Origin of the sequence: Sphingobacterium paramultivorum, assembly GCF_014109745.1 — a bacterium.
Taxonomy (GTDB): Bacteria; Bacteroidota; Bacteroidia; order Sphingobacteriales; family Sphingobacteriaceae; genus Sphingobacterium; species Sphingobacterium paramultivorum.
This window is the reverse complement of record NZ_CP058555.1, coordinates 63,132-89,588: the sequence shown is the minus strand read 5'-3', so window position 1 is coordinate 89,588 and position 26,457 is coordinate 63,132. Positions and strand designations below refer to the sequence as shown.

Genomic DNA, 26,457 nt, shown 5'->3' with positions numbered 1-26,457 from the left:
TATAAACATGTGAAAGAGAACGTTAATTATGAATGAGACTATCATAGAATTCGATAACAAAAAACGTCTGAAATTAGCGCTATTTGGCTTGCTGTTGACGATAGCGGCTTTGGCATTTGCTTACTATATTTTCTTTGTCGCTGAAAAAATAAGAATTTTCCCTGGAGCACTGATGTTGACCTTAGGGGGCTTGGGATGTTATTGTCTAATTGGCGGTGTAAAAAGCCTATTTGTTAAAGATCGCACTGGCCTAATATTGAACGCAAATGGCATTCGATATAATGGTACGCCAGTAGGAATAAAGGCTGGGACTGTAAAATGGACTGCTATTAAATCTGTCTCGACAGGAATGGCCCATGGCATCCATTTTGTTTTTTTGAAGCTACACCATCCCGAAAATTATATGCAGCAGTTCTCTCCACAAGTACAACAACATGTACTCGAAAATGGAATAGCCGTTTCAGCAGATCAACTGTCGCTTGATTTCAATACACTCAAAAAATTGATAGAAGAGTATTATGAGCGGTATAAGGGACAATAAGAGGGAAAAGACTGGCCGAGAAACGAAATTTCATAGTCGGTTTAAAGATTATTTTTTGAATTTTATTCCAGTTCCAATACTTAAGACAAGAAAACTACTCAACCATAAAAAATAACCTGGTCCAAGTGATGTTATGGGTGATTCGGAGCCGGATTCGCTAATCATAATTTTGTCCATTTGCAGGAATACAAGTGCGATCACGCAGGGATCGAGACTTATAAAAACAGCTTGTTTCCTGTTCCGATTTAAGAAAAGACAAACAGAAAACAGATAGATCGGATTGGCACACCAAAATAAGAATGGTATGATTGCTCCGCCCAGAGGGCCCATCCATCCCATTAAAAAGATGCCCAAACTCCCAACCTCTTCAGGTTGGGTTCCTCCTCGATCGACAAAAAACGCAGGCATAGTCAAGGAGCTAATCAACAATATTATGCTCAAAAGAATTGCTCCCTTTTCAAGCGGAGACAAAAAATTAAGCGAATTATTGATTTTCTCAAACATATTTCATTATCCTTTTTGAGGGTTGTAATTGTTTTTAGATTAAAAATCCCTTGATATCAAAAAAAAACAAACCTATCTTTCTAAGATATTATTTTTTTATCCTGTCTCGTCCTTAAATAGCTTTACACCAAAATTGTAAAGAACATGGAAAATACTCGAAAAAAGAGTTTAAAACAGCCCGTTAAAAAGAGCGGTACATCCTATCCAGAAGATGTAAGGCGCAAAATCGTTGGTGAGATAAAATCTGGCTTTCATAGTCATCGTACAGCGGCAAAAATTTATGGCATAAGTAGAAATACGATTAATAGCTGGGTTATTCAAGATTCTTTGCTTCCTTTGATACGACCGACTCAAAAGCCGATGAAGGAACCAAATGAAAGCTCAAAGATAAAGCTACTATCCAAACAAGTTTTAGAATTGCAGAAAGCCTTGGAGAAGGCCAACCTAAAAATTAATGGATTAGAAACTTTAATCCAGGTTAGCGAAGAAGAACTTAAAATCAAAATAAGAAAAAAGCATGGTGCCAAACAGTCAAAAGAATGAGGCAGAGCCATTCCTATGTGAGTTTAGGGGATCTCTGTGCACTGTTTGGCGTAACACGACAAGCTTATTATGACGCTATCCGACACGCTGAAAAAGCTACTATTGCAAATATGGTGGTGCTGACTCTGGTAAAAGAAATACGGAGTCAGATGCCAATGTTGGGAACAAGAAAACTAATGTACGTGCTGGAACCAAAGTTAATTGAGCATGGCATTAAGATGGGGCGAGACCATCTTTTTGATTTACTTCGGTTTCATGGCCTGTTGATCAGACGTCGCAAGCGCATCGCGCGAACAACAGATTCCAATCATGTTTATAAAAGGTATCCAAACCTAATAAAGGAACTAATGATAACTGGCCCCGAGCAGCTGTGGGTAAGCGATATCACATATATTCGGACTTTGCATGGGTTTAGTTATCTTAGTCTGATTACGGATGCCTACTCAAGAATGATTGTCGGCTATTCATTGCATCCAACGTTAGAGGCGATTGGTTGCTTAAAGGCATTGGAAATGGCGATAACAGGTTGGAAGCATTTATCTCCGTTTTATCTCATCCATCATTCCGATCGAGGTATCCAGTATTGTTGCAATGAATATACAGAAATGCTCCGGCGTTATGGCATTGCGATTAGTATGACGCAGAGCGGTAGTCCTTACGATAACGCTCTAGCTGAACGCGTTAACGGTATTCTTAAAAATGAATTCTATCCTAAACGAGTATACCAAAATCATAAGGATGCGGCTAAAAACATTGATAAGATTATTAAAGTTTACAATTTGCAGCGCCCACACAGCAGTTTGGATTTCCAGACTCCCAAAAATGCACATTCTAAAACTGGTGAAATAAAAAAGAGATGGAAGCGATATCCTAGAAAATCGGTGGCTATAACAGCGGAAGTTTAAATCAATATTTTAGATGTGAAAAGTACTTTGTATAATGGTCTAATACGGTTCTTACTTTACAGTTGGTCTAATACGGTTCTTACTTTACAGTTTTGGTGGGTGAATTGATATTATGAATTTAATTGTTTTTTTGTAAACTTTTGTATTTTTTCCTACAGTTTTTCCAACGCTTGATTAATGGTACATCTGTTACATGTGCTACCGCAGGTGTTAGAAAATCACAACTCATGTGCGGACGCAAATGATTATACGATTCTATACTTTTAGTCACTTCCAACAGGGCTTCACTCCTTGAAGAAAATACCCTTTTGAGTTTAAATTCTGTTTTTAATATACCATTAATTCTTTCTGCAATAGGGTTTTCATAGGCCTCTCCGTTTTCTGTCATGCTGATTTTTACACCCGCTTTTTTCAACCTTAGTATATAGTCGAAGGAACAGTACTGCACACCTCGATCCGAATGATGAATCAGAGTATTGGGGACCGGTTTTTCCTTCAGTGCCATTTGCAGAGCTTTAATTGCCCCTTGAGCAGTCAGCTGGGGATGAAGGCAATAGCCCATAATTTTTCTTGAGTATGCATCAGTTATGAGAGAAAGATAATTGAAATCATAGCCTACTGAAATATATGTAATATCTGAAACCCATAATTCATTACTACGCGTAGGTGCTAACTCTTTGATTAGGTTAGGATATTTCAGATAGGAATGATTTGAATTCGTGGTTCCTGGCGTACGCTTCTTTTTCCTGTCTATCAATAATCTATGTTTTTTGAGCACCTTGTATAACTTGTCTCTACCAATATTTATTCCATTACTTCGGAAAGGAGTATATAGACATTTATAAAGCTTGTGACCACCTAACCCAGGTAGTTCACGGCGAACAAGGCGAACCATGTCTACAGCCAGATTTTCCTGATCAGTATGGTCGTGAAGATGCCATATATGATCGTAATAAGCTTGTCGGCTTTTACCAAACAATTTACAAAGTGGACCGACTCCCATCCTTGTCACATGCTTTTCTTTGATTAGCTTTATTGTTTGGTACCACGCTTTTTTCGGATCGCAATTTTGTTCTCCTTTTCAGCATGGTCAATCATAAAGTTAAGACCGTAAATTAGCACATTGGCTTTTTCTAAAGCTTTCTCCAGATCCTTGATCCGTTTTTTTAGAGCGGTAACGTCTTTTGTTCCTGGCTTTTCCATAGGTACTAAAGTTACGGCTCCCTTTTCTAATTTGCGTTTATAATTGTTAATCCAATTAATTAAGATCGTCGTATTGGGCAGTCCATACTTTCTTGCAGTTTGTTCTGCTGACACATTTTTATAAAGCACCAGCTCTACTAATTTCTCTTTAAATTCTTCTTCGAATTCAAATCGAGACAAAACTTGTTCATTCATGTTTCCTTTACGTTTTTAACCAAAACTGTAAAGCTATAGACGTATAAGACCATCTGTAAAGTTTTTTCAGGACGAGACATATTCAAAGCTCTTTTTCAACGCGCTAAATCGCAAAGCAGGTGACAAGAAATATGGTCATAAACAAGCCCCTATAAAATCTTACAGGGGCTTGTTTCTATTAATCGTATCAAATTGTTGTATTACAAATCCAGTTGGATACCTAAATTCGCTATTGTTCCACTTCCTTTTACATAATAACGGCCTTCATTTGTAGCTCCCCTCACCTCCGCGTGCAGTGGAAAGTAATCATTATTAAGGATATTATTAACTGAAAAAATGAACGCCAGATTCTTTAATTTGTAGCGTGTTTGGAAATCCATCAGACCATAGCCGGAAATCGGATATTTGCCATAATTATATTCAGAAGGTTGAAACACATCGCGTTTCCCCAAATGTAAATACTGCAGATAGACATTCCACCGATCTGTCAATTTGAAATCTGCATTGATATTTACTTTAAAAGGTGAAATAATGGAGTTGTCCAATTTATCCTTATATTTTCCCTCTTTTTTCAAATCTTGCCTACCATCCATATACCCGAGTATAGTACCAAACTTCAACCAGTCAACAGGGGTTACATCGACTACAAATTCCAAACCATAAATACGTTGAGGCACTTGAATCAGTTCATAATTACCTGGCGTTGAAGTTTCTGCGAAAGTGCTACCCTTTTTGGAAGAGCTATAGTACCCTGTCAATTGGTAACTTAACATAGCATAGGTTCCATTTAGCCCCAACTCAAAGTTATTGACAACTACAGGCTTCGGATCAATTTGACTCAAAGGTACTCCATTCCGTAATACAAGTCCTACATCGCCGATAGAGTACCCTTGTGAAAATGATACAAAGGGCTGCAGGTATTTTAATTTATTATACCTTCCTGCCAAGTTGAATACAAATGCGTTTGAGTTGCTCTTATCTCCAGGAGTGACTTTCCCTGCTCTTGTTAGATCTCCTACCTTGAAATCCAAGTTTTCGTATCGCACACCACCTTTCACTATCCAGTAATCGGCGAGATTAAATTTACTTTGAAGGTATAGGGCACCACTTTTCATGTTCATATCGGGTGTCACTAATCCATCGTCCAACGTTTTTTGAACCGTGTGATCCTTTAAAAGATCTACTCCATAAATTAAAGTTACCTTATTGCTGTTGGATAGATCAAAGGGCGTACTAAAATTTAGTCTGGCTCCCTTATGATCAGAATATGTTTGGTTGTAGCTTTCAAATACCGTGTTCATATCTTCATAATACAGACTCATATTTGCTGAGGTTCTACCAAAGTTACCATCATACTTTACATGAAAAGCTTTATTGTAAGGTGTCCCACCGTTAATCACTGTATCTGAAGGTATCCCTATAGCAGGTTTACTGCCAAACTCTCCCTTAGTACCGACATATTTACTATCCTGAACACTTCTATAATAGTTCCCCATAAGTTCAATACGATGATTATCGTTAATCTGATAACCAATCTTCGCTAAGGCATTATAACTTTTTGTCTCGCCCAGGCCATAAAATGGACTTACAATGGTACCATCGGAGCTACGTACGACACCTGTTCGCGCAATCTTTCCTTGCACAACATAATCAAACTTGTCTTTCGATCCAGAAAATACTTGTGCCAAATTATACCCATATGTTTCATCTGGTCTGACCAAGCTTAGGGAATTATTTAAAGAGGTTGAAGAATGAAAACTCCTGTCTGTCTTTGCCTTCTTTGTTATATAATTAATTATACCACCTGCGGCGCCATTTCCATACATTGCAGAAGCACCATTGATGACCTCAATATGGTCAATTGCGCTAGCGTCTATCGTCTTCATATCTCTTCCGCCATTTCTTAAAGGAGTAGATTGAGGAATTCCATCAATAAGTACCAAAAAATTCCGACCACGTATTTTAGCAATAAAATTGTTTTGGCTTTCCTCACTGGGAGAGATACTTGGCACTTTCTGCATCAAAATATTGGGTAGGTTGTCATTTATCAGACGCTGATCTTCTAAGGTCTTACCTCCGATATAGGTAATTGATGATGGCACTTCGTCAATACTTTCAGCCAGTCGGCTCGCCGTTACGACAACTTCATTCAAGTGATTACTTGTTTGCTCCATGACAAAGTCTGGGAGCTCCAGGGTTTCCCTTTCCAGTGCGATCTGCGATTTGATTTCTTGAAAACCAATATGCTTTACGGTCATGGAGTGAATTCCTTTAGGAATCTTTGAAAAAATAAAATTCCCTTCATGATCAGTCTTGGCGCTATTTATCCCGTCAATATTGATATACACATTGGACAAACCTTTCCCCTCTGAATTTTTCACCTTGCCCTTAATTGTCCCCGATTCTTGATCATTACCATTTTTCCTAACAGCAATCGGTCTTTCCCTTGAAAAACTTATTGCTGGAATTATGGAAAAACTTAAAACCAATAGACTGCTCGCCAATGTTGTTTTTTGGGTAATAAACCAAGATCTTGTTGTTGTTTTCACGTGTTGAAGGTATTTAAAAAATCACTCGTCCTGTCCGCATATTAATATCTGTTTATTTCCAAACCTTTCTATCTGGGAAAGCCTGTTCTGAAAAAGATATAATTACTATTTAGACTAATTATTATTAACGGCAAATATAGTAAAGTTAGGAAATACTTAAAGCTAGAAATTTAGAATATGAGCCCATTATCGACACAAGTAACAATTTCTCATTACAACTGGCAGGCGTTATCTCCATTTCTTAATGGTTATTATTTCGTTGAAAAACAAAATATATAATGATTCCACTCATACAAATTAAAATGGATCCCAGAAAAAATGGCACTCCCGAAAATTGAAATAGCGCTTTATCCTGTGTAAAATAGTAGAATGAGTTTGTCATTATTGGAGGTCCAATAATAGATGTTGCACTTACCAAACTTGCCAACGCTCCCTGAAGTTCACCTTGTTCATTTGAAGGAATATTCTTGCTAATAATGGATTGCAGTGCGGGTCCACAGATTCCGCCTAAAGAATATGGGATAAGGAAAACAAACATCATCCATCCTTCACTAGCGAATGCGAATAGCATAAGACCGACCGCATAAAAGAATAATCCAAAATATACACTTTTCTCGTCGCCTAATTTAGGGTTTACCCATCTTATTAGAAACCCCTGTACTAATCCAAGCAATAATCCGAGCAACCCAAGTGATAAGCCAACCGCCCGTTCTGTCCAACTAAACTTATACATGGTAAAGAAATGCCAATTACTCTGCACGGCGTGAAGAGCGATATAGACCAAAATCAAGGCAACAACAAGGCGCGCTATTTTCGATTGTTTTTTCAGAAAATTAAATGTTCCAATAGGATTCGCACGTTTCCAATCAAATGGTCGTCGTTTATCCTTATCTAAACTTTCCGGCAGGAAAAACAGCCCATAGAGAAAATTCACTAGGCATAATAATGCGGCTGCATAAAAGGGTACTCGAGCGCCGTAATATCCAAGTAAACCACCGATTACCGGGCCCAAGATAAACCCCATACCAAAAGCTGCGCCTATTAAACCAAAATTTTTGGTTCTATCTTCATCCGTGGATATATCAGCGATGTATGCACTAGCGGTTGAAATACTAGCCCCAGTCAGCCCAGCAATGATTCTTCCCAAAAAGAGCCAACTGATAGATGGCGCCAATGCTAATAATATATAGTCGATAGCAAATCCAAAAAGAGAAATTAAGATAATTGGGCGTCTACCATATTTATCACTGAGATTGCCCACTATAGGCGCACATATAAATTGTGTAACAGCATAAGCAAAGCCGAGCCATCCTCCATATTTTGCTGCTTCGCTAAGGTCTCCATGAATAAGTTCTGCAATGAGTTTAGGAACAACTGGAAGTATAATGCCCCAACTTGTAATATCAATCAACAGGGTAATACATATAAACCCAATAGCTGCTTTTTTTCCTGTATTTTTCATGCCGTAAAATTAAACAGACGAGAAAAGGAGCTATTGACAATTTAATGGTGTTTACGTACCATTTGAAAGCTAATTCTACTCGAAAATCTGTAAATGCCTTCGATAGTTAAACGAATACCATCTATCACACGTTTCGATAAGTTGTTGGTGACAAACCAACAATTCGTTTGAAGTATCTGCAAAAGACGCTTGTTTCTTCAAAATGAAGTTCATTACTGATTTCTTTGATTGATAAATTAGAAGATTTTAATAATGTTTTAGCATGTAGAATTGTGATATGATCAATCCATTGTAATGCCGATCTTCCAGTTTTCTGTTTGAGGAAAGTTGAAAGATATTGAGGTGTTAAATGTAGTTTTTCAGCGTAAAATACAACACTTCTTTGTTGCCCGGCATACTTTGAAACAAGCAGATAAAATTCATCGATAATCTCATGCGTACGGCTTTTCACCAAATTTTTGTTATTTGGTAATTTAGAATAGACTTCAGAAATCATACTAACTAGCACCATGACGAGATGCCGTAGCATTTGTGTCTTATTGGGACTTGCTTTTTTATGGTAGAAGTTTTGTATAAGGGTCAATAATTCATTTTGGAGTTTAATTTCTTCCGATTGAAGTCTAATAATTGGCTGCCATCTTATTTGATTGTTCATTACAAATTCCCGTAGAACAGGAAATTCTGTAATGAAATCCAATGAAAGACCGATTGTTATAATTTCAGCATCTTCACTCAATGATTTTGTGTCGATCATCACTTGTGGCTGCAAAATAGCAATGTCCCCTTTATTTACGTCATATTCTAAGAAATGGATTTGAGATTTCATAGATCCCTGTACCATAAAACCTAATAATAAACCATCAAATATGCGGCTATGACTTGTATACTTCTTCCCAGGGCCATGTCGTTGACTAAGAATAACTATGCCTTCCGTCTTTTTTGAAAGGTCAAGATTATACAATTGATAAACATTATCCAAAGTTATTAATAGAGCCATGTTCAAATGTCGTTAAAAAAAAACAGCATAACATGTGTTTTTCATCACTTTTACCATTTTCCTAAGGGAATCAACGTCCTTTCCGCTTGGCAGCCGGGATAAGAAAATAAAAAGTCCCAATTTCTCAAAAAGGGACTTTCTTTCGTGTATTATCAAATTACTTTTTTGTTTTCGACACTTGAGTTATCAGTGTATATTGCTGAGATGAACCATCAGCAGGAGGGTTCCTGACCTCTTCAACTTTTACTTTGATCACATATTCGTATCCTGATTCGTAGTTAAATCCCTGGATATTTTCATAAATAATAAAAAAACCTTGGGTGAATTACTTATAAGATATTATCATCATATTTGCAGCTAATATTTAGCCAGCATATTATCTAATGAATTTTCATACTTGGATCAACCAACTTACGAAATTAAGAGTACTAACATGTATTTGTAACCTCCTTGGATTATTATTATTTTCCTGTGCAAAGGATGTTATCATAATCCCACCAGATACAAATCCGACAGAAGTCGTTCTTTTAGCTCCCTTAAGCAATACGGGCAATAATTTGACTTTATCCGCCGAAGTAAGGTATTTAAATAATAGTGATATTATCCTATCCCATGGTTTTATGGTCGACGGAAGAAGTGGAGATACTTATATAAAAAGAGAATATCCTATTGCTTCGACTTTAAAATCTGGCTCATTTACGTACAAAATCCCCGACCCTGAGATTTACAAAGAAGGTTACTATTACAGTTACAAATATTTTGTAAAGTCAGAAAAAGAGACATACCTAAGTAAATCTGATCAGTTTAGAATCAATAACATTAAAGTCATTGCCAAAGAGGATCTTAAAATAGCTGCAGGCGAAATTATTACGATAGAAGGTGAGTTTACCAACATTGAAAAAGATTATGATCTCTACTATTCCTTCCACGAAGATAAAAAAATGCCTTTTGAAATTGTCAATTCGGGAAAAGCCATTCGTTTCAAGGTTCCCGAGGGTGTAAAACAAGGCTATAATGTCACATTTAGATTGATCAGCAAAAACCAGGAGGAACCGCATCTAGCTGCTATCATTGCTAAGGCTTTTATTGTTGGGACATTAGCCCCACCGACTTCTTATTCATATTATTACGATGATATTCTTCGTCTCCCCTATCTTACAGATTATTCAGAAAAACCAGGGCTAGAAGTGTTTGTCGGTAATATTTTTTTAAGACATAGCGATGAGATGGATCTTCGCTATCTTATTGATAACCAAAAAGGAAAAAAATTCACTATGGGTTATACGAATGGACGTGACACCATAACCTTTCCCCAACCGTTGCAACTTATCGAGCCAGATCCAAACGAATTCAAGGTAATACCAGCGTATGTACACCCAGGAACAAAATTTGAAGTATTTGGAAGTGGCCCGGACAAATTCAATTTTGGGGGGCACGTAACTGTAGGGAATCAGCATGTCATTTATAACCAAGTAGACAGAAACGCAAAAAAAGGGGAATTAACAATAAGTGATCTCCCTGAAGGTGATTATCCGATGATTATGAACAATAATCACTTCACCTATAAAAGTGCCAATACAATTAAGGTCAAAAAAATGAATATTGCTTCAAGTAGCCCTAGTGAAGCCTATGCCGGAGATAAAATAACGTTAAAGGGCACATTTGTAAAAGGGCAATCCTATACACTTGAAATAGATAAAACTAATACAAGCTCAACAACCTGCACAACGACCGGTGAAGTAAATTTTGAAATCCCCCAATTTATGACGGCCGGGAAATATCAAATCAAGATGAGTTATAAAAGTGATATGGACTATCAACGATCTTATTATTCCAATAGCATTCCCTTGGAAATTAAAGCGACAACAATCACTGCCATATATCCTTTGAAAGCCTCTACAGGTGATTTGATTACGATTGAGGGAGATGGACTAAAAGGTTATCAAGCGCAAATTGCAACGGTGGAAGCACGACATACCCTGTCCCAGAACAATAAAATTCAATTCGAAATTCCAAATAACCTGCCTAAAGGTAAATATCGCATCAATATTAGTTTTACCAATTTCGGGAAAAACAATACTATTACGGCGACAGACTATCTTGAAATCAACTAACCGATAACGATAATTTATTATGAAGACAAGATCTATCCATAGCGCAGCAATTTTCCTTTTTTCGTTATTCATTATGAGTTTGAACATTCTTATTGGATGTAAAAAGAAAGAAGTTACGGAGGTAGTCGATTATAGCCCAGTATCGCTAAAGGCTGGCTCATTTAGCAACCTGGAGGGGAAAACCGTTACTTTACATGGTCTCATAGAACGGTTAAATGGGGTGCCGGTAGAAGACCATGGGTTTATTATCGAAAAGATAGAAAACAATAAGGATAATGAAAAGGAAATCTTAATCAGTCTAGGCAATAAAGTAACCACCGGTGAGGTTTCTTTTAAATATCAATACAGCCGTGATTTTGAAGTTGGAGACCGTTTTCGTTATACCTTATACGTCAAAACAAAAAACGGATTTTACCGCAGTGAAAGTAGTATTTTTGAAGCAGATGGACTTCAAATCAATTACCTGGAAGACATGCTTGTACCCAATAACAATAAAATAACAGTTACTGGCGATTTCAAGTTCATATCCGAAAATGTAAAATTATACTACGATGGTTTAGATCAGAAGGAATATATTGTACCTTATCAACTCGCAAGTGACCGAAAGAGCCTAATCTTTACTTTTCCAAAATCAGGTAGTTTCAATCATGGAAATAAGATATTCTTTTTTCTCCGCTATAAAGACAAATCCGGTCAGGAAATTAGTAGAGGCATCGCCCGCATCCAGATACTGGGAACCGTAAATCCGCCAACAAAAACTCAACTATATCTCAGCGATTATCTACCAATAGAAGGAACAGGATTAGATCCGGAACGGATTTGGATGGATCCTCCCTTGTACATATTGATCAATGGCAAAAAAATTAAATACAAAAACTACATCTATCTACTTGATATAGAGAATCTAAAAGGAACTAAATTTCAACTGGGATACCACAATGGAAAGGATTCTGTTGTGTTCAAAGACTCTATCGAACTGATCAAACCTATCGGTAGTAATATTCATTTTGAAAAGAAGATTATTCATTCTCCGTACTTAATGAAAATGACTGGAGTCGATTTCTATTCCTACATTACAGTATCTGAAAAAGCAAGATATTATCTTGGTAAGCATGACATAGCACATATTCCTTACAGTACGCGCGGAAATACAGAATCTTTTGCTGTGCGCAATATTCCAAATGGCCTGTACAATTTCAGTTATAGTAATCCCTTCTATACTGCAACAACTACCGAGCAGGTTGAAGTCAGAAACTTGACCTGGGTTACTCCCCCAATTACATCGAGATTTGTTGGAGAAACTTTTACAATTACGGGTAATTTCATTGATGATCACGAATACCTGGTATCAGGCGATGGAATTTACGAACATCCTATAGCGCAAGATGGTAAAATAAATTTTACTCTGCCATCAAACATAATTGGGCGGACAGAAATTCAAATTGGCTACCGTGTCGACATCAATTACGATGAATCTTTTTACGCACCTAAAAAACAGCCCCTGTATATAAACGATTTTCAAGTGAGCGACATTACACCTTTAAAGGGTTATCCTGGAGATGTTATAACGATCAAAGGAAAAGGCCTTGGCTCCATACAGATAACTGTTGGCGGCGCTTATGCAACAAGTATCTCTCGAAGCTCAGAAGAACACCGTTTTATCATCCCGGCATTTGCACCTAAAGGTAAATCAGCTCTTGTAATGACTTTGAACGGTACGACGATTAAATATAAAGAGCTTTTTGAGGTTTTGTAACCGCAAAATTTAATAAATGTTATGTGTGCCATTATTATCTTCATTGATATGTAGGTAACTAGCAACATGCCAATAGCAAAACAAACTGGATCGTTAGCATAATCAAAAGACAAAAGTTCTTTTTTATGGAAAAAAGAACTTTTGATCATCATGCTTCAAAAGACCCGTTTTTCAAGCTCATTTTTTTTAACCATAAAGTGAATTTTTAAAAAAATAAATCTAGTTTTAGAAGGATTTTAACTTATTTTGTACCTCAAATAAAAACCATAAATTAATCTATATGCGTCGTAAGAACCTACTATGTATTTTTAAATTATACATGTGTTTCAATTTTTTATGTCTTATTTCCTGTAAATATAACAGCGAAGATCTTAATTTTCATGAAATTAAACCACCAGATAAAGATGCTAAGGTTTCTATGAATCTAGCAGACGTACCAAATGGTCAAACCGTTTATATTTATGCTCCAACCGATTTATCGTATGCAATCAATGCTACATCAGGATCTATCGCTAAACAAGAGTTTTATCTCAATAATAAACTTGTGGGTAGTGAAAAGGCAGTATTGCGCATAAAGCCTTCCGATCTTGCAGGAGGAACGTCGGATATATTGAAAGTAAAAGTAGAACTCTCTTCAGGAACCGGAAGTTTAGCTGAGGTTTTAGGACAGGAGAAATCTGCTTTTGAATTCACCTACCCAATAAAATACATAAACCCTCAGGTAAATTTGAATATTAACCAACGGATTAATTCTTCAAAAAAATTAGAGATTTATTGGACAAAACCAGCCATAGAAGGTGCTGAAATTGAAAGTTATGAAATATACAATTTCAGCAATTTGGATCAAATCCTGATTAACCGAATTTCAGATCCTGATAAGAATAGCTTTGTTGACGATGATTATTCCTATGGAGCAAAAACATATAAAATAATAACAAAATACAAGGGTAACAAAGTTCCACCAAAAGAAGATTTTTATTCTGTAAAATATAAGGTTTTCACAAGCGATTATTTCAAAATAAAAACCTTAAAAAATCTAAATCTGAACATACAGTGGACTCACCCAGATGGCATTGCAAACAAGTATATTCTTGTATGGAAAGGAAATACACAAACAATCCCAGTAGGTAAAAATAGTGCTGAGGTCTACAGGCCTGCATTCCCTTTTCAAGAAGAGCAATATTATGAATTATATATTTTGCCCGAAAAGGCTAATGAATGGGATTATGCTAAATACCCGAAGATCATCAACTATTTTAAAGAACAAAAATACGAAGCTGAAATAGAATATGCGCATATGATCATGGCTGAGGGAGATATTAAAAACAAATTAATCCTTTCCATGCGCGGCGTAAAAAATGGTTTTGGAATCCGAAGTTATGGAATTGATGATCTCGCTATGAAAAGTAACAATACTGATCTTGTGCAATACCCTTATTATATTAGCTCATTTAAAGTTTCTCCTGCTACAGGAAAAGTTGCAGTTCATTTGAGAAGTGATATTTATGAAACGAAGCCAAAAATCGAAGTGTATTCGGATTTTACGTTCAGTAAAAAACTTAGAACTTATGCTAGTGATGATTTTCCAGTCTACTATTTGACCAGTGATGATAAAATCCTTGTCGGTAACAATGATTTATATCACTATGAGATATATGATCTAAATTCAGGTAAATTATTGAGTGAAAAAAGGGAAAACAACGGACAGTTCTTTCCTATTATTTCTCAAGACGGTAGATACACCTCAAGTTCTGGAAGCTATGATAATGGTTGGTACAAAATCTATAAATATGAAAATGATCAGTTTACATTGATTGCTGAGAAAAAAGGAAGCCGTACTAGAAATGAGATCATATTTCACCCGTTAATTAAAGATCAGGTTATTCTTCAATCATATGATAATTATTTCTCAATTTGTGAATTACCTACTTTAAAAGTAATCAAAAAAGTACAAGGAGAATTTCTTTGCTTTGATGGATTCACCGGAAATATCCTTTTTAAGGATGAATACTTCTCTTCTAATTCGATCGTTAATGTGTTAGATAATAAGTATAGTAATGTCCTCTTTAGTATGACGACAGGCAATTATTTCCAACCTTATCAAGTACGACTTCTAAACAACAATATTATTCTTTACAACAATTATGTTAATATCGTCCAATAGCCTAAAAATCATGAGAAAACTACTTTTAAGTATTGCCTTGTTATTCATTACGATAACCTCGATGGCTCAAATTGGATTCGGATATCGATTTGGCATGGGTAGCTATAAAATGTCCGATATGAGTTCATTATTAAATGTTATTCAAAGCGGAATTAAATTAGACTATCCAGTTCCTATTTCAGTTACTGATAATTTCCCAAATCATTATACCAATTACGGTGAAATTACATACTCCGTAAAAAAGAATGACTATGGTGTCAATTTCACTTATCTATCCACAGGGGGTCGACTGGCCTATTCGGATTATTCCGGAGCTATTGCCTATAACTTGAATGCGAACGCCTATCGTATCGGAGCGGTATATCGTAATTTTTTCTTCCAGACAAATGAAGGACAGGATAAAAATTTATCGCTTTTTGCAGAGATCTCTCCTGCGATAACCATCAATAATATTACATCAGACGGTTATTATCAAACTCAATCTGGCCGCAATGAAATTGACAAAAAGCACCTTGTTGAATCCAAATCCACAGGTTTTTCGATCACTCCTTATGTTGGTATTCAGTGGAATATAGTTAAGGCCCTGGGCATTAACCTAGGTTTAGGATATAATGCTGAAATACCTGGTAAAAGTAGTGAAATGAGAGATACCAAGATTGACTGGTCTGGCGCTCGCTTTGGGCTAGGTCTAAATTATAAGCTGATCCATTAATGAATAGTTTCATCATTTGGAAAATTAAATCTTTTTAGACCTAAGTCGTAGAAATTGAAAAAAAAGCCGTTATACTAATGTAAAACGGCTTTTTTTTTGTAAGTTTTCTTATCAAGTTACAAAATTATGAAACGATTCTATTTAGATATTGTTCTTCAATAAAGAATAATATTATATGGAAGACCTATTATATTCGGTAGCTATTAGCGTAATGATTGTTTGGGCGGTTACTTTTGTGGGCGGATTCATAACAGAAGATTTTATTCATATTCTTTTAATTATTGCAGCTATAGCATTTATATTTCGTGCAATAAAGGGTATTAGTAATTCTAAGGTGCACCAACCTCAACAGTAAGTCAAAGCTATTAGTAAACAAATAGACCGGCAGTAAAAATGACAATCCCAAACCAATTAAATCAAAATCAATGGTACGATAGGCATACGAAGAAGAGCGACTTCGACTCCTGTCAAAGAATTTTGGAGGCTTTATGTGGCCACACGAAAATGAGGTATGGCATGATACGCAGGAAAATTGGCCGTAAATGGGGGAATTGGTGCGTTTATGACTATCATTCTCAGAAGATCGTCAATAAAAACAGTGAAAACTACGTTAAAATATATCAGGAAATAAGGAAAGGTTTCTCACCTATTTACATTGACGATAGCGAGCAATGTTCTGTCGACGAATGGACACAAGTTCTTCATGAATTCGGTTTAAAAAGCTATATCTCTTACCCCATTATTAACAAAAATAATTCTATTGTTGGACATTTGAGTTTCATGAATGCGGAACCCGTACACTTCGACGCAATTAAATTGGAGACGTTGCTCCCTGTTTGCAGTGATTTGATTGCAATAGATTTTAAAACTGTAATTGAACGTAGAAATACGAGAAGAAAATTAGAACAGGAACTTAGTTATTCCAAAAACAGAGAACTCGTTTTATCGTCCTTGGCCCATGATTTAAATAATCCCGTCAGCATCGTAAAAGTGATATCACAATATCTTGGCGCAAACATTAAAGATGAAAGCCAAAAAAACTTAATAAAGAAAATAGAGGAGGCTTCATCACGGGTAAAAGGTGTGATAGATGATATTTTAGATTTCAGTAGTATCCGTCTTCAAGACAGGCTAATTAGAATTAATGATCATTACCGCATGGATTCATTGATTAAGCAAATCTTATCGGAATTTGAAGTATTACACAATAGAGCACTAATCGCCAACATCAACCTTCCAGTTGATTTACCCTGTGATCATCAGAAAATGGGGCGGGCTTTCGCTAATTTAATTGGAAATGCTATAAAACATGGTAATCCTCATGAAAATATCGAAATAAATGCATGCATTCAAAAAGAAAATTTCATTTTTAGTGTTACAAATGAGGTCGCCTATCCTCAATATTCAGATCTTACAGATCTATTTAAGCCTTTCGTAAAAGGAGTGAATAGTAATGGGCTCGGATTAGGATTATTTATTGTGAGTGAAATAGTAAAAATTCATAAGGGAAAAATAGTCGTAAATTTAAAGGACAATAAAATTACTTTTAACCTGATGATCCCCATAAATTCAACTACAGTTGTTCAATAATAAAGTATAGACAATGATTTCAGCGAGAATTAGTTTTCGCCGAGATACTTTATTCAACAGAAAAAGGGTGCGCTAATCACACCCTTAGTCTTATCAGTTATGTTGGAGATTGGGTACCGGTGCGTGTTCTTCAATAAGTTTATCATGTTTCAACTCTTTCCAAAAGTCGGCGGGAATCTTTGCCTCAAAGGAATGTGCATTTTGCACGGCCTGCTCAGCGGTATGTGCTCCGGGTATAACACCAGACACTGCGTCGGGAGCGGCTGCAAATTGCAATGCTGCTGTACGAAGATCTACAGCGTGATTTTTCGCTACCTGTTGCAAAGCATTTAGCTTTTCTTTAACACCGGCAGGAAACTTCCCGTCATAGAGATAACGATCTTTACCCGATAAAAATCCAGCACATAATGGAGCTCCTACAATAATGGAAATATCTCTTTCAGCAACTTTCGGGAAAACCTGATTCAGTTCATCGTCATGTTTTATCAATGAATACTGGCAGGCCGAAAGAAAAATATCTGGATCGGCAACTTCCAATGTCTGTAAGATAGGCGCAACGGTATTAATTCCCAGTCCCCAACCTTTAATAACTCCCTCTTCTCGCATCTTAGTCAATTCGGGCATTGCTCCATGAATAGCTTGCTCAAAATAATGTGTATAGCTGTCTTTCATATCTCCATTGTCAGGTGAAAGGTCATGAATAAATACCATATCAATGGAAGATAATCCCAAGCGCTGCAGACTATCTTCAATACTTCTTCTCACTCCTGCAGCACTATAATCATATTGGTAAGCAAAGTTTAATTTTCCTTTCCATAACGATTGTTCCATTTTAAAATCCTCCTGCGGCAACATTAATCGGCCTACTTTTGTTGACAGCGTAAAACTTTCTCGAGGCTGATCTTTTAAAAATAAGCCCATCCTACGTTCACTGATACCCAAACCATACCATGGCGAGGTGTCAAACAATCTTATCCCTGCATTCCAGGCGGCTTCGACTGCCTTTAAGCATTCGACATCTGAGTTGTGCTGAAATCCATTTCCCAATGCCACTCCGCCAAATCCAGCTTTGTTGGCGGGACGGAATTTTTTCTTTTGTATTAAATTTTCGGCTGTTACCATCTTGTTCTTTTATTACTTCCTATTATTTATGTTAGCTAGTCTGTCTGGCCGCAAGTTCATCATGTGCAGTTAGGTCAAGACGTAAAGGCGTAATCGACACTAAATTGTGTTCTACTGCCCAGCGATCAGTCCCCTTTTCAGCTGGTTCTAATGGCACCACTGTGATCCAATAGTTTTTCCTTCCCATGGGATCCTGTCCAGGAACCACACTGCCATCATATAAACGTACTGATTGTCTTGTCCAGGAAAGCCCTTCGGGTTTGGGTGGAAAATTCACATTATAAAGAGCAGGGCCCTTATTTTTCAGTAATATCTTGAGTACCTCGATTGTCCACCAAGATAGCCCTTCAAAATCAGGTTCTGTCTTTCCAACAGGTGTACTCAATGCTATACCAGTAATCCCGAGCAATGTGGCCTGCTTCGCCGCAGCCAATGTTCCTGAGTGCCACATTGAATTGCCTAGGTTTGGGCCCATATTAATACCTGAAAGCACAACCTGCGTATCTGGAAACATATGTAAACCCAAGGCCACACAATCTGCCGGCGTGCCATTGACCCTAAAGGCCTCAATATCTGCAAAAGTAACAGGCGCACGCCGATAGCTTAAGGGGCGAGAATGCGTAATAGCATGCCCCATTGACGACTGCTCAACATCGGGGGCAACAATCTTTACCGTTCCAAACTCTTTCGCCGTCTGTGCCAGTGCCGCAATCCCCGGTGAATAGATACCATCGTCATTGGTGATAAGTATATTCATAGCTGTCCTTTTCTATGAAAACCAATCTCAAGCATGCTTTGTTCTGCTGTTATGAAAGAACATGGCAAAAACATAAGGTTAGTACACAATCCTGCCGCTGGGGATGACTCGAATGGAGACAAAGACGAACTATGTCAATTGATTGAAGATCTTGGCCACAATTGCACTGTAGTAACAAAAAAAGATGCTGTCAAAAAGATCGACCCACAGACAGATATCATCGCCTTGGCCGGCGGTGATGGTACCATAAGAATGACCGTTATGGGTCTACTGGAAAAAAAGCTAAGATTTAAGAGGCCGATCGCCATATTACCACAAGGCACGGCAAACAATATTGCTATTTCTCTTGGTATTCCTCTAGACTTTGAAAAAGCTATTGGTCTATGGAGAAACTCTCTACTTAAAAAATTCGATGTAGGGATGGTCACAGGATTAGAAAGAAAGCCCCTATATTTTATTGAATCTATCGGTTTTGGGGTATTTCCTATACTAATGAAAAAAATGGATAAAAAAAACACGGAAGATCTTAGTGCAGAAGATGAAATCAAAACCGCACTAAGACAGCTCCGAAAACTGGTGGAAACATTCCCCGCTACCACACTGAGACTTACAGTGGCTGGAAATAACTATGAAAAAGAGTGCATACTAGTTGAGATCATGAATATACCAAGCATCGGACCGAGGCTAGTGCTTGCTACTGATGCTGATCCTGGAGATGGACAGTTTGATATCATCATTGTCACTGTCGATCAACGTCAGGAACTTATAAGCTATATCGATGGACTATTGAATGGAACCAACGTCGAATTTAAAATAATACCTATCCGGGCTAGTCGATTGGCGATGGAATGGGAAGGCAAAGAAATACACATCGATGATGAGCGCAAGAGTTACTTCGGCCAACAATTGAAGCTTACCTTGCTGGAAGGTATAGTTGAAATTATCACAGGCAATAAATAAGATACGATTTCAGCCAACGATAATGGTTCGAAAAATGTTCTCTTTTAAAAAACGAGTTAAAATGAACGGATCAAAAAACATAAACAATAAACTAGGCATGGTGCTTCTTCTCATGACTGCTATCCCAAATCCAGATCCACGTGAGCCAAGCCCAGACTTGTCCGAGTCACAGGAAGAGGAAGCTTCTAAAGAAGAAGAAGAGGGCCCTAACACCAATCTATCTGGTCTCAAAGACGATCGCACCCATAACAAGGAGGAAGCACAAGCCGAACAGAAAGAAAAAGATGACGAAGATAAGCCCGACCTTTCTGGTGACATCAATGTTTAGATCATAGCAAAATCATCTTATATCTTTACGTTTGGGCATATACCTCTCGGCATCGAAACATCGCAGTCAACTATAATATTAAGTCCCTTAACCTTTTCGAGGTGGGAAGAAAAACAGTTTTGGATTTATTTTAAAATAGATCCAAACAGCCTTTCCCATTTTAATCAATTCTTTCGACGATAGATTTCGCGAGCGGAAGGCTAACATCAAGGATAGCGAAAAGCTGACCATAAAATTAAAGAACCCTATAATTCCAATCCCTAAAATGCCCCAAACCCATATGTCGGTAGAGAGCTCCATCCCATGACCAAATAAGCCCAAGGCCAAATTTCCACTGGCAAATGTAATATGCCTAATGTCAAGATTTAAACCTAAAAAAAGTCCGATGGAAGCTGTTGACCCCATAAAGATCCCGAACCACACGTTAGACACGATTCCTGCCCATTTTTTTTCATAAAACGAAGCTATTTTGTTTGTTTTTGCTTGTCCAAATATCTTTTTCAACATGGGGTGTTCCTGAATACGATAATATACGGAGTTATGCTTGTCCCGATTTGAAATACTGCCGGCAATAATTCCGGAAAGAAATAAAAAAACACCTGCAATAGAGGCATGCAAGACCAAGGGCGTCTTTATCGGATTGAGGTCATTGACCAGATGCAACCACTTGGCACTCGCGATATTGACCTGAAACAATTGTTGAATCACCCAAACAAGAAAAAGACTCATCGGAAAAGCCATCAAAACATTACCAACAAAAGCAATAAACTGAGACCGAAATAATCGTGCAAATAATTCAGCAAATATCCAATATCGATGCTTGTTGGTCGCCTGTTCGGCAATCCCCTGCTCAATTGCATTGACCAATGCCGAAGCTGTCATTGCAGGTTGTTTGGTGGCTAAGGTAGCACCAAAGAGATAAATTAACGTAAAGCCAACAGCATAATTCAGGCTATATAAAAATGCATGACCAAACTCACTGCTGTGTACGTTACCTAATAATAATTTAACGATACACATTACGCCCACAATGAGGCCGCCACCGCAGGCAGAACGGAACATTTTCCAATATTCCTGCCGACTTGAAGTAATATAATGTTCTCCAGTCTGTGCAGTATGATGAGTAATCTCGTACGCTAAAAGCTGTGTACTCTGCCCTACCAATTTGCGAATATTGCTTTTTCGGGAATTGTAACCAATAAGGGTCATTGCTAGTGCAATCGTCTTTTCCTTTTTTTCTTCCGGATTATCAATCACTAAAAAAAGCAAGATTTCTCGGATCCTTTCAAGTTGCTGCCGCATGCGCAAAAGTGATTGATTAACCTTTATGGAAATTCCGAAACGATGTGAATTATCGAAGGCAGTTTCAATATACGATTCGCACTGCTTATGAAGTACCAAAATTTGTTTATAAGACAGATCATCCGAGGAGATAAACTTATCATCCGATTGCAAAATACGGTCATTCAATTCGGTGAATTCCCGCATAATGGCTATAAATGGACTATCAAAATTTTGAAACTCAGGTACCATCTTGTTTACATCCGTTTCCATTGCACGCCCCGTAATACGTTGAACCAACAGTTCCAATCCATACAATATTTCGATCATTCCAAAACCAGTTTCGTCATCATAAATTGTTTCGAATCTACATAAACGAAACAGTTCATCGACCTGCTCTTGCGAAACCGTAGCAATCCAATCAGCATCACGAGGTTTGTAAAAAACCTGATTTAATATATATTGCAAAGTAGACTTGGGTGGCTGAAAAGGTAAGTATCGCTCGGTGATCCTTTTTTTAAGTTCATAAAAAAAATCCGCATAGCTGATAATTCCTGTATCTGAAATCAACTGATCAAAATCTTTACTAGCCAGAATTCTTTTTAAATAAAGCTGAAAGCATTCCAGCTCCTCGGGTGCGGCATTGAGATAGTCCAGTAAAAATTGAATATCGATCTGATAAAGCAGATTGGTATGCTTGGGACGAATCATATCCACTAGTAGAACCAAAAAATCGACACTTACATAAGCAGAATCTTCTAATTGAGTTTTATATCGTATAAACAAACTGCTTACCTGCTGCTCTTTATCCTGTTCTTTTTTCATAAATTATAAAATCCCTGATTTAGATACCAAATTTAGGCACATTTTGTTTTTTTAATCTAAAAGAATAACACGCCACATTGTGCCAAATAGCCACTTGAATAGATGATTTTGATCATTTTGCTTCCCTTTGCATTTTCATAATTTTATAGCTAAGAAACTATAAATCAAAAATTAAGCCCAACGTAAAAAAAACAAAAATGAAAAACTACGATAAAGTAAAGTCCGCAAAATTATGTTACGAACATATCGGCGGAAAACTCGGCCAGCTCTTATTGGAGGCGTTAATAGCAAAAGGCTGGCTAGAAAAAACGATCCCAGCGATAAAGACCTCTATATTACCGAACTCGGAGAATCCCAATTGACAGCATTTGGTGTTGACTTATCACAAATTAAAGCGTAACCATCATGAACTTACTCTTAGATTACGACAATTTCTTTCTACCAGCACAGGACCTGGAGAGCGCCAAGGAATTTTATGGAAATCAACTTGGTCTTGAAACTAAATTCGATTTTTCGGATAAGGGAATGATTGCGTTCAAAATAGGCAAAAATGAACCTGCAATCATTCTTAGTACAGTACAACATAACAAACCGACTATTTGGTTTACTGTTGACGATGTGAAAACTACATGTGAATATTTAAAGGAAAAGGGAGTCGTATTTCTAAGCGAGCCATTTGAGATCATGACGGGTTTAGCGGTTGAATTTAATGATCCATTCGGAAACAAACTTGGAATAACAGATTATTCCAAATCAATTAAAGTTTAATGAGTAGACATTCCAACTGAACGTTTTATATTCATAAACAGGGTTTTATTTTTTTCAGGCAGATACCATGACTATGCAAATGAACATTTAAGTATATTCGTATAACTTAACGAATTCATACTATGAATGCGATGACAGACTGTGAACTTCAAAATATAGACCCAGACGATATTGGCGATGTACTCGTTAAAGTCGAAAAATCATTTGACATTAAGTTTAGGGGCACAGAACTTATGCATATCTCAACTTTTGGTGAGCTATGCGATCATATCACAAATAAGATCCAACTTGATCATTCAAGCGACTGTACAAATCAACAGGCTTTTTATAAGCTACGTGAAGCAATAGCTTCGACAGCTCAAATCGATTCTAAAACGATCACGGTAAACAATGTACTTACGGACATTTTCCCAAAACATAGTCGGCGGTTAACGGTAAAAAAACTCGAAAGACATTTAGGCTTTAAACTTGACATCCTACGCCCCCCTTTCTGGCTAACGCTAATACTCGCGATTTTTTATGTTTCTTCCTTAGCTGGTATTTACTTTAATTGGCCAATTGGACTAACAGGCCTTGTGTTTTCGCACACTTCGCTTTGGATTGCACACAAAACCGGTAAGGTGCTTGACTTGCAGACGGTAGGACAACTGGCAAAAAAAATGACAACGGAAAATTATTTAAAATCGAGACGAAACCCTACCACATGCAATAAAATCGAGATTGAAAAAGTATTGACAGACCTGTTCAGTAGTGAACTATACCTTGACAAAAGTAAATTAACAAGAGAAGCGAAACTTGCTTAATATATACTGATTCGTCGTTTAAATTGTCTTATTATGATCTAGCCAGCGCTTAACGGCAATGAGCTACGGCTGTCCACGATATTTCTTAGACTGTAAAGTTTAATGGAATATATCGTATCTTGCTATCCAATTTTAAACCAAATATCACTTCAATGCGAAGAATTATCTATTCAATAGTAGCTATCGGTCTTATTTTTACAGGATGCGCAGGAATGAAAGGTCAGGGCGATAATAATGGCTGGAAATCCTTGTTTAACGGAAAGGACATCAATGATTGGTTTGTCAAAATTCATCATCATGATGTTGGTGTGAACTACGGAAATACTTTTAGAGTTGAAGATGGAATGATTAAGGTCAGATATGATCAGTATGATGATTTTAATGATCAATTTGGCCATTTATATTATAAAACACCCTTTTCATATTATCATTTAAAATTTGAATATCGATTTGTAGGCGAGCTTCATAAAGGTGCCCCCTCCTATACACTTCGTAATAGCGGCGTTATGTTTCATTCGCAGGACCCCAGAACAATGTTGAAAGAACAGGATTGGCCCATTTCTGTCGAAATGCAACTTTTGGGAGGACTGAGCGATGGTCAGCCCCGCCCTACAGGCAATATGTGTTCTCCTGGAACCAATGTGGTCTATCAGGGCAAAATAGCTTCCTCACATTGTTTAAATTCTACTTCGAAGACCTATGATGGTGATCAATGGGTTAAAGGGGAGTTGATTGTATTAGGAGATTCGTTAATCAAACATATCATTAACGGAGATACCGTACTAGAATATTCAAGACCTCAGATTGGAGGTGGAACAGCCAATGGGTATGACCCCAAAATTAAGATCGATGGTAAGTTGCTCAGCAGTGGATTTATCGCATTACAGAGTGAAGGTCAACCCGTAGATTTTAAGAATATATGGATTAAGGAACTACCTAAACCAAAGAAGTAAAAGAGGTTAAGGCAAGGAAAAAGGTTCAAAAATGGAGTTTTTTAAGAGAAAAACAACCGTTCAGATTATTTCAATTTCTGAAAAATCCTGTATGAACAAGTAAGATCATTCGAAAAACTTCTGAGAGTGACCTTACTTGTTCAATTTATTCAAGTGTATTTGCAATAGCGACCAATAGACCTAACGTTTTGTAGATACCATGTCCTTAGATTTTTTCATCATGCTATTTACAGGATTCCGGCGGGCCACCTTACTATTGGGCAGCCTTACATAATAAGAAGTATTATAACCATTTCCAGGTCTAAAAAAATCTGTGGAAATGATCTGAGCTCCACTACTGAAAGCAGCATTAGCCCTACTGTAATCATTTATTTTTGCTTCATAGGTTTCAATATCAGACCTACTACGTACGATATACCCCTCCCTCACCAGACGTTGGATTTCTTCCTGACGAACCAAAGCATTGTCCAATAGTATAAAAGAAGCAAAACTATCATTGGGTTCCGACTGGACAAACATGATACGCTTCTCAAGATTAGGTTTATCTTTAACATAGGCAGATTCAAGGTTCATTCCTGCTGTTGCTGGCAGCAGCAGGAAGACAAATTTCCCTCGAGAAGCCTTAACAGTGGGCCAATGACCAGAACGTATTGCTTCACGTAAAGTACTGTAATTTCCACGTACATCGTCAGGTGTAATGAGCTTTTCTCTTTCCAATACCGCAACAACTTCGGCATCCAGCTGGTCAAAAGCTTTATCATCAAATGGAAGTACTTCAGCACCATTAGGAAAAATCGGGATCCCCTTGTCTTTGGCCTCGACCATAATAAATATAGGGAGATGTTGGGGATGCTGTTCGGACCATTCTCGCAGCGCTACAAGACCTGCACGGAATGTTGCATAATGTGATCGAAAATCAAAATCAGCAATATGAAGCATCTTGAAACCAGGTTTTTCCAAATCCTCTTTTTGATATGGAGCGAGATCCGAAACTCCCATTTTATTTAGGAGTTCATAGCCTGCAGGTTTATCAAAGCGATGTCCAGTAGGGTCATAATATACATCCATTTCTAAACTACGGATTCCACTATCTAATTGCACATCAAAAGGCGGATGGTCGTATTTTAATCCTTCACTCATAGACATCGCATTGGGGTGAAACTCCTTAAAGGAATTAAGTTTATCTGGAGGGAATAACGTTGACATCTTCTCCATCATCTTTGAAAAAATAGGGTCTGCATAAGCCGAAAGACGTGGATCCACGGGTCTGGCGTAACTATTGTGTGTCCCAAGGACTTGAATCTGATTGATCTTTAGTTGATCCAGTTCTGCCAGTTCGGTTTGTTGGCCAAAGCTTGTTCCAATGCCCACTACAAGCAGGGACATTGCGATTAAAGTGATTTGTTTCAATTTCATCATTGTTGT

At 37.3% G+C, this 26,457-nt stretch carries 26 protein-coding genes; 15 read left to right on the top strand and 11 right to left on the bottom strand.

Features of this window, described 5'->3' with window-relative positions; genetic code table 11:
• The first annotated feature begins 28 nt into the window (after positions 1 to 28).
• Positions 29 to 541, top strand: coding sequence for an STM3941 family protein (locus HS960_RS00395; protein WP_153846446.1), 513 nt, complete (start codon positions 29 to 31; stop codon positions 539 to 541).
• A gap of 48 nt (positions 542 to 589) precedes the next feature.
• Here HS960_RS00395 and HS960_RS00390 read toward each other — a convergent pair whose 3' ends face one another.
• On the bottom strand, positions 590 to 1,045 hold the full coding sequence (locus HS960_RS00390) for a hypothetical protein (protein WP_182330956.1): 456 nt from the start codon (positions 1,043 to 1,045) through the stop codon (positions 590 to 592).
• A gap of 144 nt (positions 1,046 to 1,189) precedes the next feature.
• Between HS960_RS00390 and HS960_RS00385 the strand changes: the two genes are divergently transcribed.
• Both HS960_RS00385 and HS960_RS00380 read left to right on the top strand, forming a co-directional pair.
• Complete coding sequence (locus HS960_RS00385) at positions 1,190 to 1,588, top strand: COG3415 family protein (RefSeq protein WP_182330955.1); 399 nt, start codon at positions 1,190 to 1,192, stop codon at positions 1,586 to 1,588.
• Entirely contained in the window at positions 1,585 to 2,493 is a 909-nt protein-coding gene (locus tag HS960_RS00380; protein ID WP_182330954.1) for an IS3 family transposase, read from the top strand. The genes HS960_RS00385 and HS960_RS00380 overlap by 4 nt, the downstream gene beginning before the upstream one ends.
• Positions 2,494 to 2,611: 118 nt before the next feature.
• Here the strand turns inward: HS960_RS00380 and HS960_RS00375 are convergent, their stop codons facing one another.
• The 6 genes from HS960_RS00375 to HS960_RS27080 all read right to left on the bottom strand — a co-directional run bounded on the left by HS960_RS00375 (position 2,612) and on the right by HS960_RS27080 (position 9,203).
• Positions 2,612 to 3,496: an IS3 family transposase gene (locus HS960_RS00375; protein ID WP_182330953.1), complete on the bottom strand. Its 885-nt coding sequence runs from the start codon at positions 3,494 to 3,496 to the stop codon at positions 2,612 to 2,614.
• Positions 3,497 to 3,525: 29 nt separating this feature from the next.
• Entirely contained in the window at positions 3,526 to 3,891 is a 366-nt protein-coding gene (locus HS960_RS00370; protein WP_182330952.1) for a transposase, read from the bottom strand.
• A gap of 200 nt (positions 3,892 to 4,091) precedes the next feature.
• The gene (locus tag HS960_RS00365) at positions 4,092 to 6,440 is read right to left on the bottom strand and encodes a TonB-dependent receptor (protein WP_153846448.1); all 2,349 of its coding nucleotides are present in this window, start codon (positions 6,438 to 6,440) and stop codon (positions 4,092 to 4,094) included.
• A 241-nt stretch (positions 6,441 to 6,681) separates the two neighbouring features.
• A complete protein-coding gene (locus tag HS960_RS00360; protein WP_153846449.1) occupies positions 6,682 to 7,902 on the bottom strand; it encodes a TCR/Tet family MFS transporter in 1,221 nt (406 codons plus the stop codon).
• Positions 7,903 to 8,026: 124 nt separating this feature from the next.
• On the bottom strand, positions 8,027 to 8,899 hold the full coding sequence (locus HS960_RS00355) for a helix-turn-helix domain-containing protein (RefSeq protein ID WP_153846450.1): 873 nt from the start codon (positions 8,897 to 8,899) through the stop codon (positions 8,027 to 8,029).
• Positions 8,900 to 9,056: 157 nt separating this feature from the next.
• Positions 9,057 to 9,203, bottom strand: a complete 147-nt coding sequence (locus tag HS960_RS27080; protein WP_227550211.1) for a DUF4377 domain-containing protein — start codon at positions 9,201 to 9,203, stop codon at positions 9,057 to 9,059.
• Positions 9,204 to 9,282: 79 nt separating this feature from the next.
• Between HS960_RS27080 and HS960_RS00345 the strand changes: the two genes are divergently transcribed.
• The 6 genes from HS960_RS00345 (at position 9,283) to HS960_RS00320 (ending at position 17,235) form a co-directional block, all read left to right on the top strand.
• A complete protein-coding gene (locus HS960_RS00345; RefSeq protein WP_182330951.1) occupies positions 9,283 to 11,013 on the top strand; it encodes an IPT/TIG domain-containing protein in 1,731 nt (576 codons plus the stop codon).
• Between the two features lie 73 nt (positions 11,014 to 11,086).
• A complete protein-coding gene (locus tag HS960_RS00340; protein WP_182330950.1) occupies positions 11,087 to 12,769 on the top strand; it encodes an IPT/TIG domain-containing protein in 1,683 nt (560 codons plus the stop codon).
• 280 nt (positions 12,770 to 13,049) lie between these two features.
• Positions 13,050 to 14,933, top strand: coding sequence for a hypothetical protein (locus tag HS960_RS00335; RefSeq protein WP_153846453.1), 1,884 nt, complete (start codon positions 13,050 to 13,052; stop codon positions 14,931 to 14,933).
• A 10-nt stretch (positions 14,934 to 14,943) separates the two neighbouring features.
• The gene (locus HS960_RS00330) at positions 14,944 to 15,645 is read left to right on the top strand and encodes a hypothetical protein (protein WP_153846454.1); all 702 of its coding nucleotides are present in this window, start codon (positions 14,944 to 14,946) and stop codon (positions 15,643 to 15,645) included.
• Positions 15,646 to 15,820: 175 nt separating this feature from the next.
• Positions 15,821 to 16,000, top strand: coding sequence for a lmo0937 family membrane protein (locus HS960_RS00325; protein WP_075993737.1), 180 nt, complete (start codon positions 15,821 to 15,823; stop codon positions 15,998 to 16,000).
• 38 nt (positions 16,001 to 16,038) lie between these two features.
• The gene (locus HS960_RS00320; RefSeq protein WP_182330949.1) at positions 16,039 to 17,235 is read left to right on the top strand and encodes a GAF domain-containing sensor histidine kinase; all 1,197 of its coding nucleotides are present in this window, start codon (positions 16,039 to 16,041) and stop codon (positions 17,233 to 17,235) included.
• A 93-nt stretch (positions 17,236 to 17,328) separates the two neighbouring features.
• Here HS960_RS00320 and HS960_RS00315 read toward each other — a convergent pair whose 3' ends face one another.
• A complete protein-coding gene (locus HS960_RS00315) occupies positions 17,329 to 18,357 on the bottom strand; it encodes an aldo/keto reductase (RefSeq protein ID WP_182330948.1) in 1,029 nt (342 codons plus the stop codon).
• Positions 18,358 to 18,388: 31 nt separating this feature from the next.
• Positions 18,389 to 19,114: a 5'/3'-nucleotidase SurE gene (surE, locus tag HS960_RS00310; protein WP_182330947.1), complete on the bottom strand. Its 726-nt coding sequence runs from the start codon at positions 19,112 to 19,114 to the stop codon at positions 18,389 to 18,391.
• A 51-nt stretch (positions 19,115 to 19,165) separates the two neighbouring features.
• Here surE and HS960_RS00305 point away from each other — a divergent pair, with 51 nt between their 5' ends.
• Together HS960_RS00305 and HS960_RS00300 are read left to right on the top strand one after the other, a co-directional pair.
• Complete coding sequence (locus tag HS960_RS00305; RefSeq protein WP_182330946.1) at positions 19,166 to 20,074, top strand: diacylglycerol/lipid kinase family protein; 909 nt, start codon at positions 19,166 to 19,168, stop codon at positions 20,072 to 20,074.
• Between the two features lie 97 nt (positions 20,075 to 20,171).
• Positions 20,172 to 20,402, top strand: a complete 231-nt coding sequence (locus tag HS960_RS00300; RefSeq protein WP_182330945.1) for a hypothetical protein — start codon at positions 20,172 to 20,174, stop codon at positions 20,400 to 20,402.
• Between the two features lie 87 nt (positions 20,403 to 20,489).
• Here HS960_RS00300 and HS960_RS00295 read toward each other — a convergent pair whose 3' ends face one another.
• Positions 20,490 to 22,508: a recombinase gene (locus HS960_RS00295; protein ID WP_182330944.1), complete on the bottom strand. Its 2,019-nt coding sequence runs from the start codon at positions 22,506 to 22,508 to the stop codon at positions 20,490 to 20,492.
• Between the two features lie 197 nt (positions 22,509 to 22,705).
• On the opposite strand from HS960_RS00295, the gene HS960_RS00290 reads away from it, so the two are divergent.
• From HS960_RS00290 to HS960_RS00275, 4 genes are all read left to right on the top strand, one after another.
• Positions 22,706 to 22,870, top strand: a complete 165-nt coding sequence (locus tag HS960_RS00290) for a hypothetical protein (RefSeq protein ID WP_202883726.1) — start codon at positions 22,706 to 22,708, stop codon at positions 22,868 to 22,870.
• 43 nt (positions 22,871 to 22,913) lie between these two features.
• Positions 22,914 to 23,276 (top strand): VOC family protein, encoded by a 363-nt coding sequence (locus tag HS960_RS00285; protein ID WP_153846461.1) that lies wholly within the window; start codon positions 22,914 to 22,916, stop codon positions 23,274 to 23,276.
• Between the two features lie 122 nt (positions 23,277 to 23,398).
• The gene (locus tag HS960_RS00280) at positions 23,399 to 24,079 is read left to right on the top strand and encodes a hypothetical protein (protein WP_202883725.1); all 681 of its coding nucleotides are present in this window, start codon (positions 23,399 to 23,401) and stop codon (positions 24,077 to 24,079) included.
• Positions 24,080 to 24,231: 152 nt separating this feature from the next.
• Positions 24,232 to 25,032 carry a 3-keto-disaccharide hydrolase gene (locus HS960_RS00275; RefSeq protein WP_153846462.1) on the top strand — a complete coding sequence of 267 codons (801 nt, stop codon included), beginning with the start codon at positions 24,232 to 24,234 and terminating at the stop codon, positions 25,030 to 25,032.
• Between the two features lie 180 nt (positions 25,033 to 25,212).
• Here the strand turns inward: HS960_RS00275 and HS960_RS00270 are convergent, their stop codons facing one another.
• A complete protein-coding gene (locus HS960_RS00270) occupies positions 25,213 to 26,451 on the bottom strand; it encodes a Ca2+-dependent phosphoinositide-specific phospholipase C (protein WP_202883724.1) in 1,239 nt (412 codons plus the stop codon).
• Positions 26,452 to 26,457: the final 6 nt, after the last annotated feature.

What these genes read in the sequence shown, in the direction of transcription:
- HS960_RS00380 (WP_182330954.1), top strand. Translation starts at nt 1,585, where the DNA reads ATGAGGCAGAGCCATTCCTATGTGAGTTTAGGGGATCTCTGTGCACTG.
- HS960_RS00300 (WP_182330945.1), top strand. Translation starts at nt 20,172, where the DNA reads ATGGTGCTTCTTCTCATGACTGCTATCCCAAATCCAGATCCACGTGAG.
- HS960_RS00370 (WP_182330952.1), bottom strand. Translation starts at nt 3,891, where the DNA reads ATGAATGAACAAGTTTTGTCTCGATTTGAATTCGAAGAAGAATTTAAA.
- HS960_RS00390 (WP_182330956.1), bottom strand. Translation starts at nt 1,045, where the DNA reads ATGTTTGAGAAAATCAATAATTCGCTTAATTTTTTGTCTCCGCTTGAA.
- HS960_RS00325 (WP_075993737.1), top strand. Translation starts at nt 15,821, where the DNA reads ATGGAAGACCTATTATATTCGGTAGCTATTAGCGTAATGATTGTTTGG.
- HS960_RS00270 (WP_202883724.1), bottom strand. Translation starts at nt 26,451, where the DNA reads ATGATGAAATTGAAACAAATCACTTTAATCGCAATGTCCCTGCTTGTA.
- HS960_RS00340 (WP_182330950.1), top strand. Translation starts at nt 11,087, where the DNA reads ATGAGTTTGAACATTCTTATTGGATGTAAAAAGAAAGAAGTTACGGAG.
- HS960_RS00375 (WP_182330953.1), bottom strand. Translation starts at nt 3,496, where the DNA reads ATGGGAGTCGGTCCACTTTGTAAATTGTTTGGTAAAAGCCGACAAGCT.
- HS960_RS00385 (WP_182330955.1), top strand. Translation starts at nt 1,190, where the DNA reads ATGGAAAATACTCGAAAAAAGAGTTTAAAACAGCCCGTTAAAAAGAGC.
- HS960_RS00355 (WP_153846450.1), bottom strand. Translation starts at nt 8,899, where the DNA reads ATGGCTCTATTAATAACTTTGGATAATGTTTATCAATTGTATAATCTT.
- HS960_RS00285 (WP_153846461.1), top strand. Translation starts at nt 22,914, where the DNA reads ATGAACTTACTCTTAGATTACGACAATTTCTTTCTACCAGCACAGGAC.
- HS960_RS00335 (WP_153846453.1), top strand. Translation starts at nt 13,050, where the DNA reads ATGCGTCGTAAGAACCTACTATGTATTTTTAAATTATACATGTGTTTC.
- HS960_RS00360 (WP_153846449.1), bottom strand. Translation starts at nt 7,902, where the DNA reads ATGAAAAATACAGGAAAAAAAGCAGCTATTGGGTTTATATGTATTACC.
- HS960_RS00305 (WP_182330946.1), top strand. Translation starts at nt 19,166, where the DNA reads ATGAAAGAACATGGCAAAAACATAAGGTTAGTACACAATCCTGCCGCT.
- HS960_RS00395 (WP_153846446.1), top strand. Translation starts at nt 29, where the DNA reads ATGAATGAGACTATCATAGAATTCGATAACAAAAAACGTCTGAAATTA.
- HS960_RS00330 (WP_153846454.1), top strand. Translation starts at nt 14,944, where the DNA reads ATGAGAAAACTACTTTTAAGTATTGCCTTGTTATTCATTACGATAACC.
- HS960_RS00280 (WP_202883725.1), top strand. Translation starts at nt 23,399, where the DNA reads ATGAATGCGATGACAGACTGTGAACTTCAAAATATAGACCCAGACGAT.
- HS960_RS00295 (WP_182330944.1), bottom strand. Translation starts at nt 22,508, where the DNA reads ATGAAAAAAGAACAGGATAAAGAGCAGCAGGTAAGCAGTTTGTTTATA.
- surE (WP_182330947.1), bottom strand. Translation starts at nt 19,114, where the DNA reads ATGAATATACTTATCACCAATGACGATGGTATCTATTCACCGGGGATT.
- HS960_RS00345 (WP_182330951.1), top strand. Translation starts at nt 9,283, where the DNA reads ATGAATTTTCATACTTGGATCAACCAACTTACGAAATTAAGAGTACTA.
- HS960_RS00315 (WP_182330948.1), bottom strand. Translation starts at nt 18,357, where the DNA reads ATGGTAACAGCCGAAAATTTAATACAAAAGAAAAAATTCCGTCCCGCC.
- HS960_RS00290 (WP_202883726.1), top strand. Translation starts at nt 22,706, where the DNA reads ATGAAAAACTACGATAAAGTAAAGTCCGCAAAATTATGTTACGAACAT.
- HS960_RS00320 (WP_182330949.1), top strand. Translation starts at nt 16,039, where the DNA reads ATGACAATCCCAAACCAATTAAATCAAAATCAATGGTACGATAGGCAT.
- HS960_RS00275 (WP_153846462.1), top strand. Translation starts at nt 24,232, where the DNA reads ATGCGAAGAATTATCTATTCAATAGTAGCTATCGGTCTTATTTTTACA.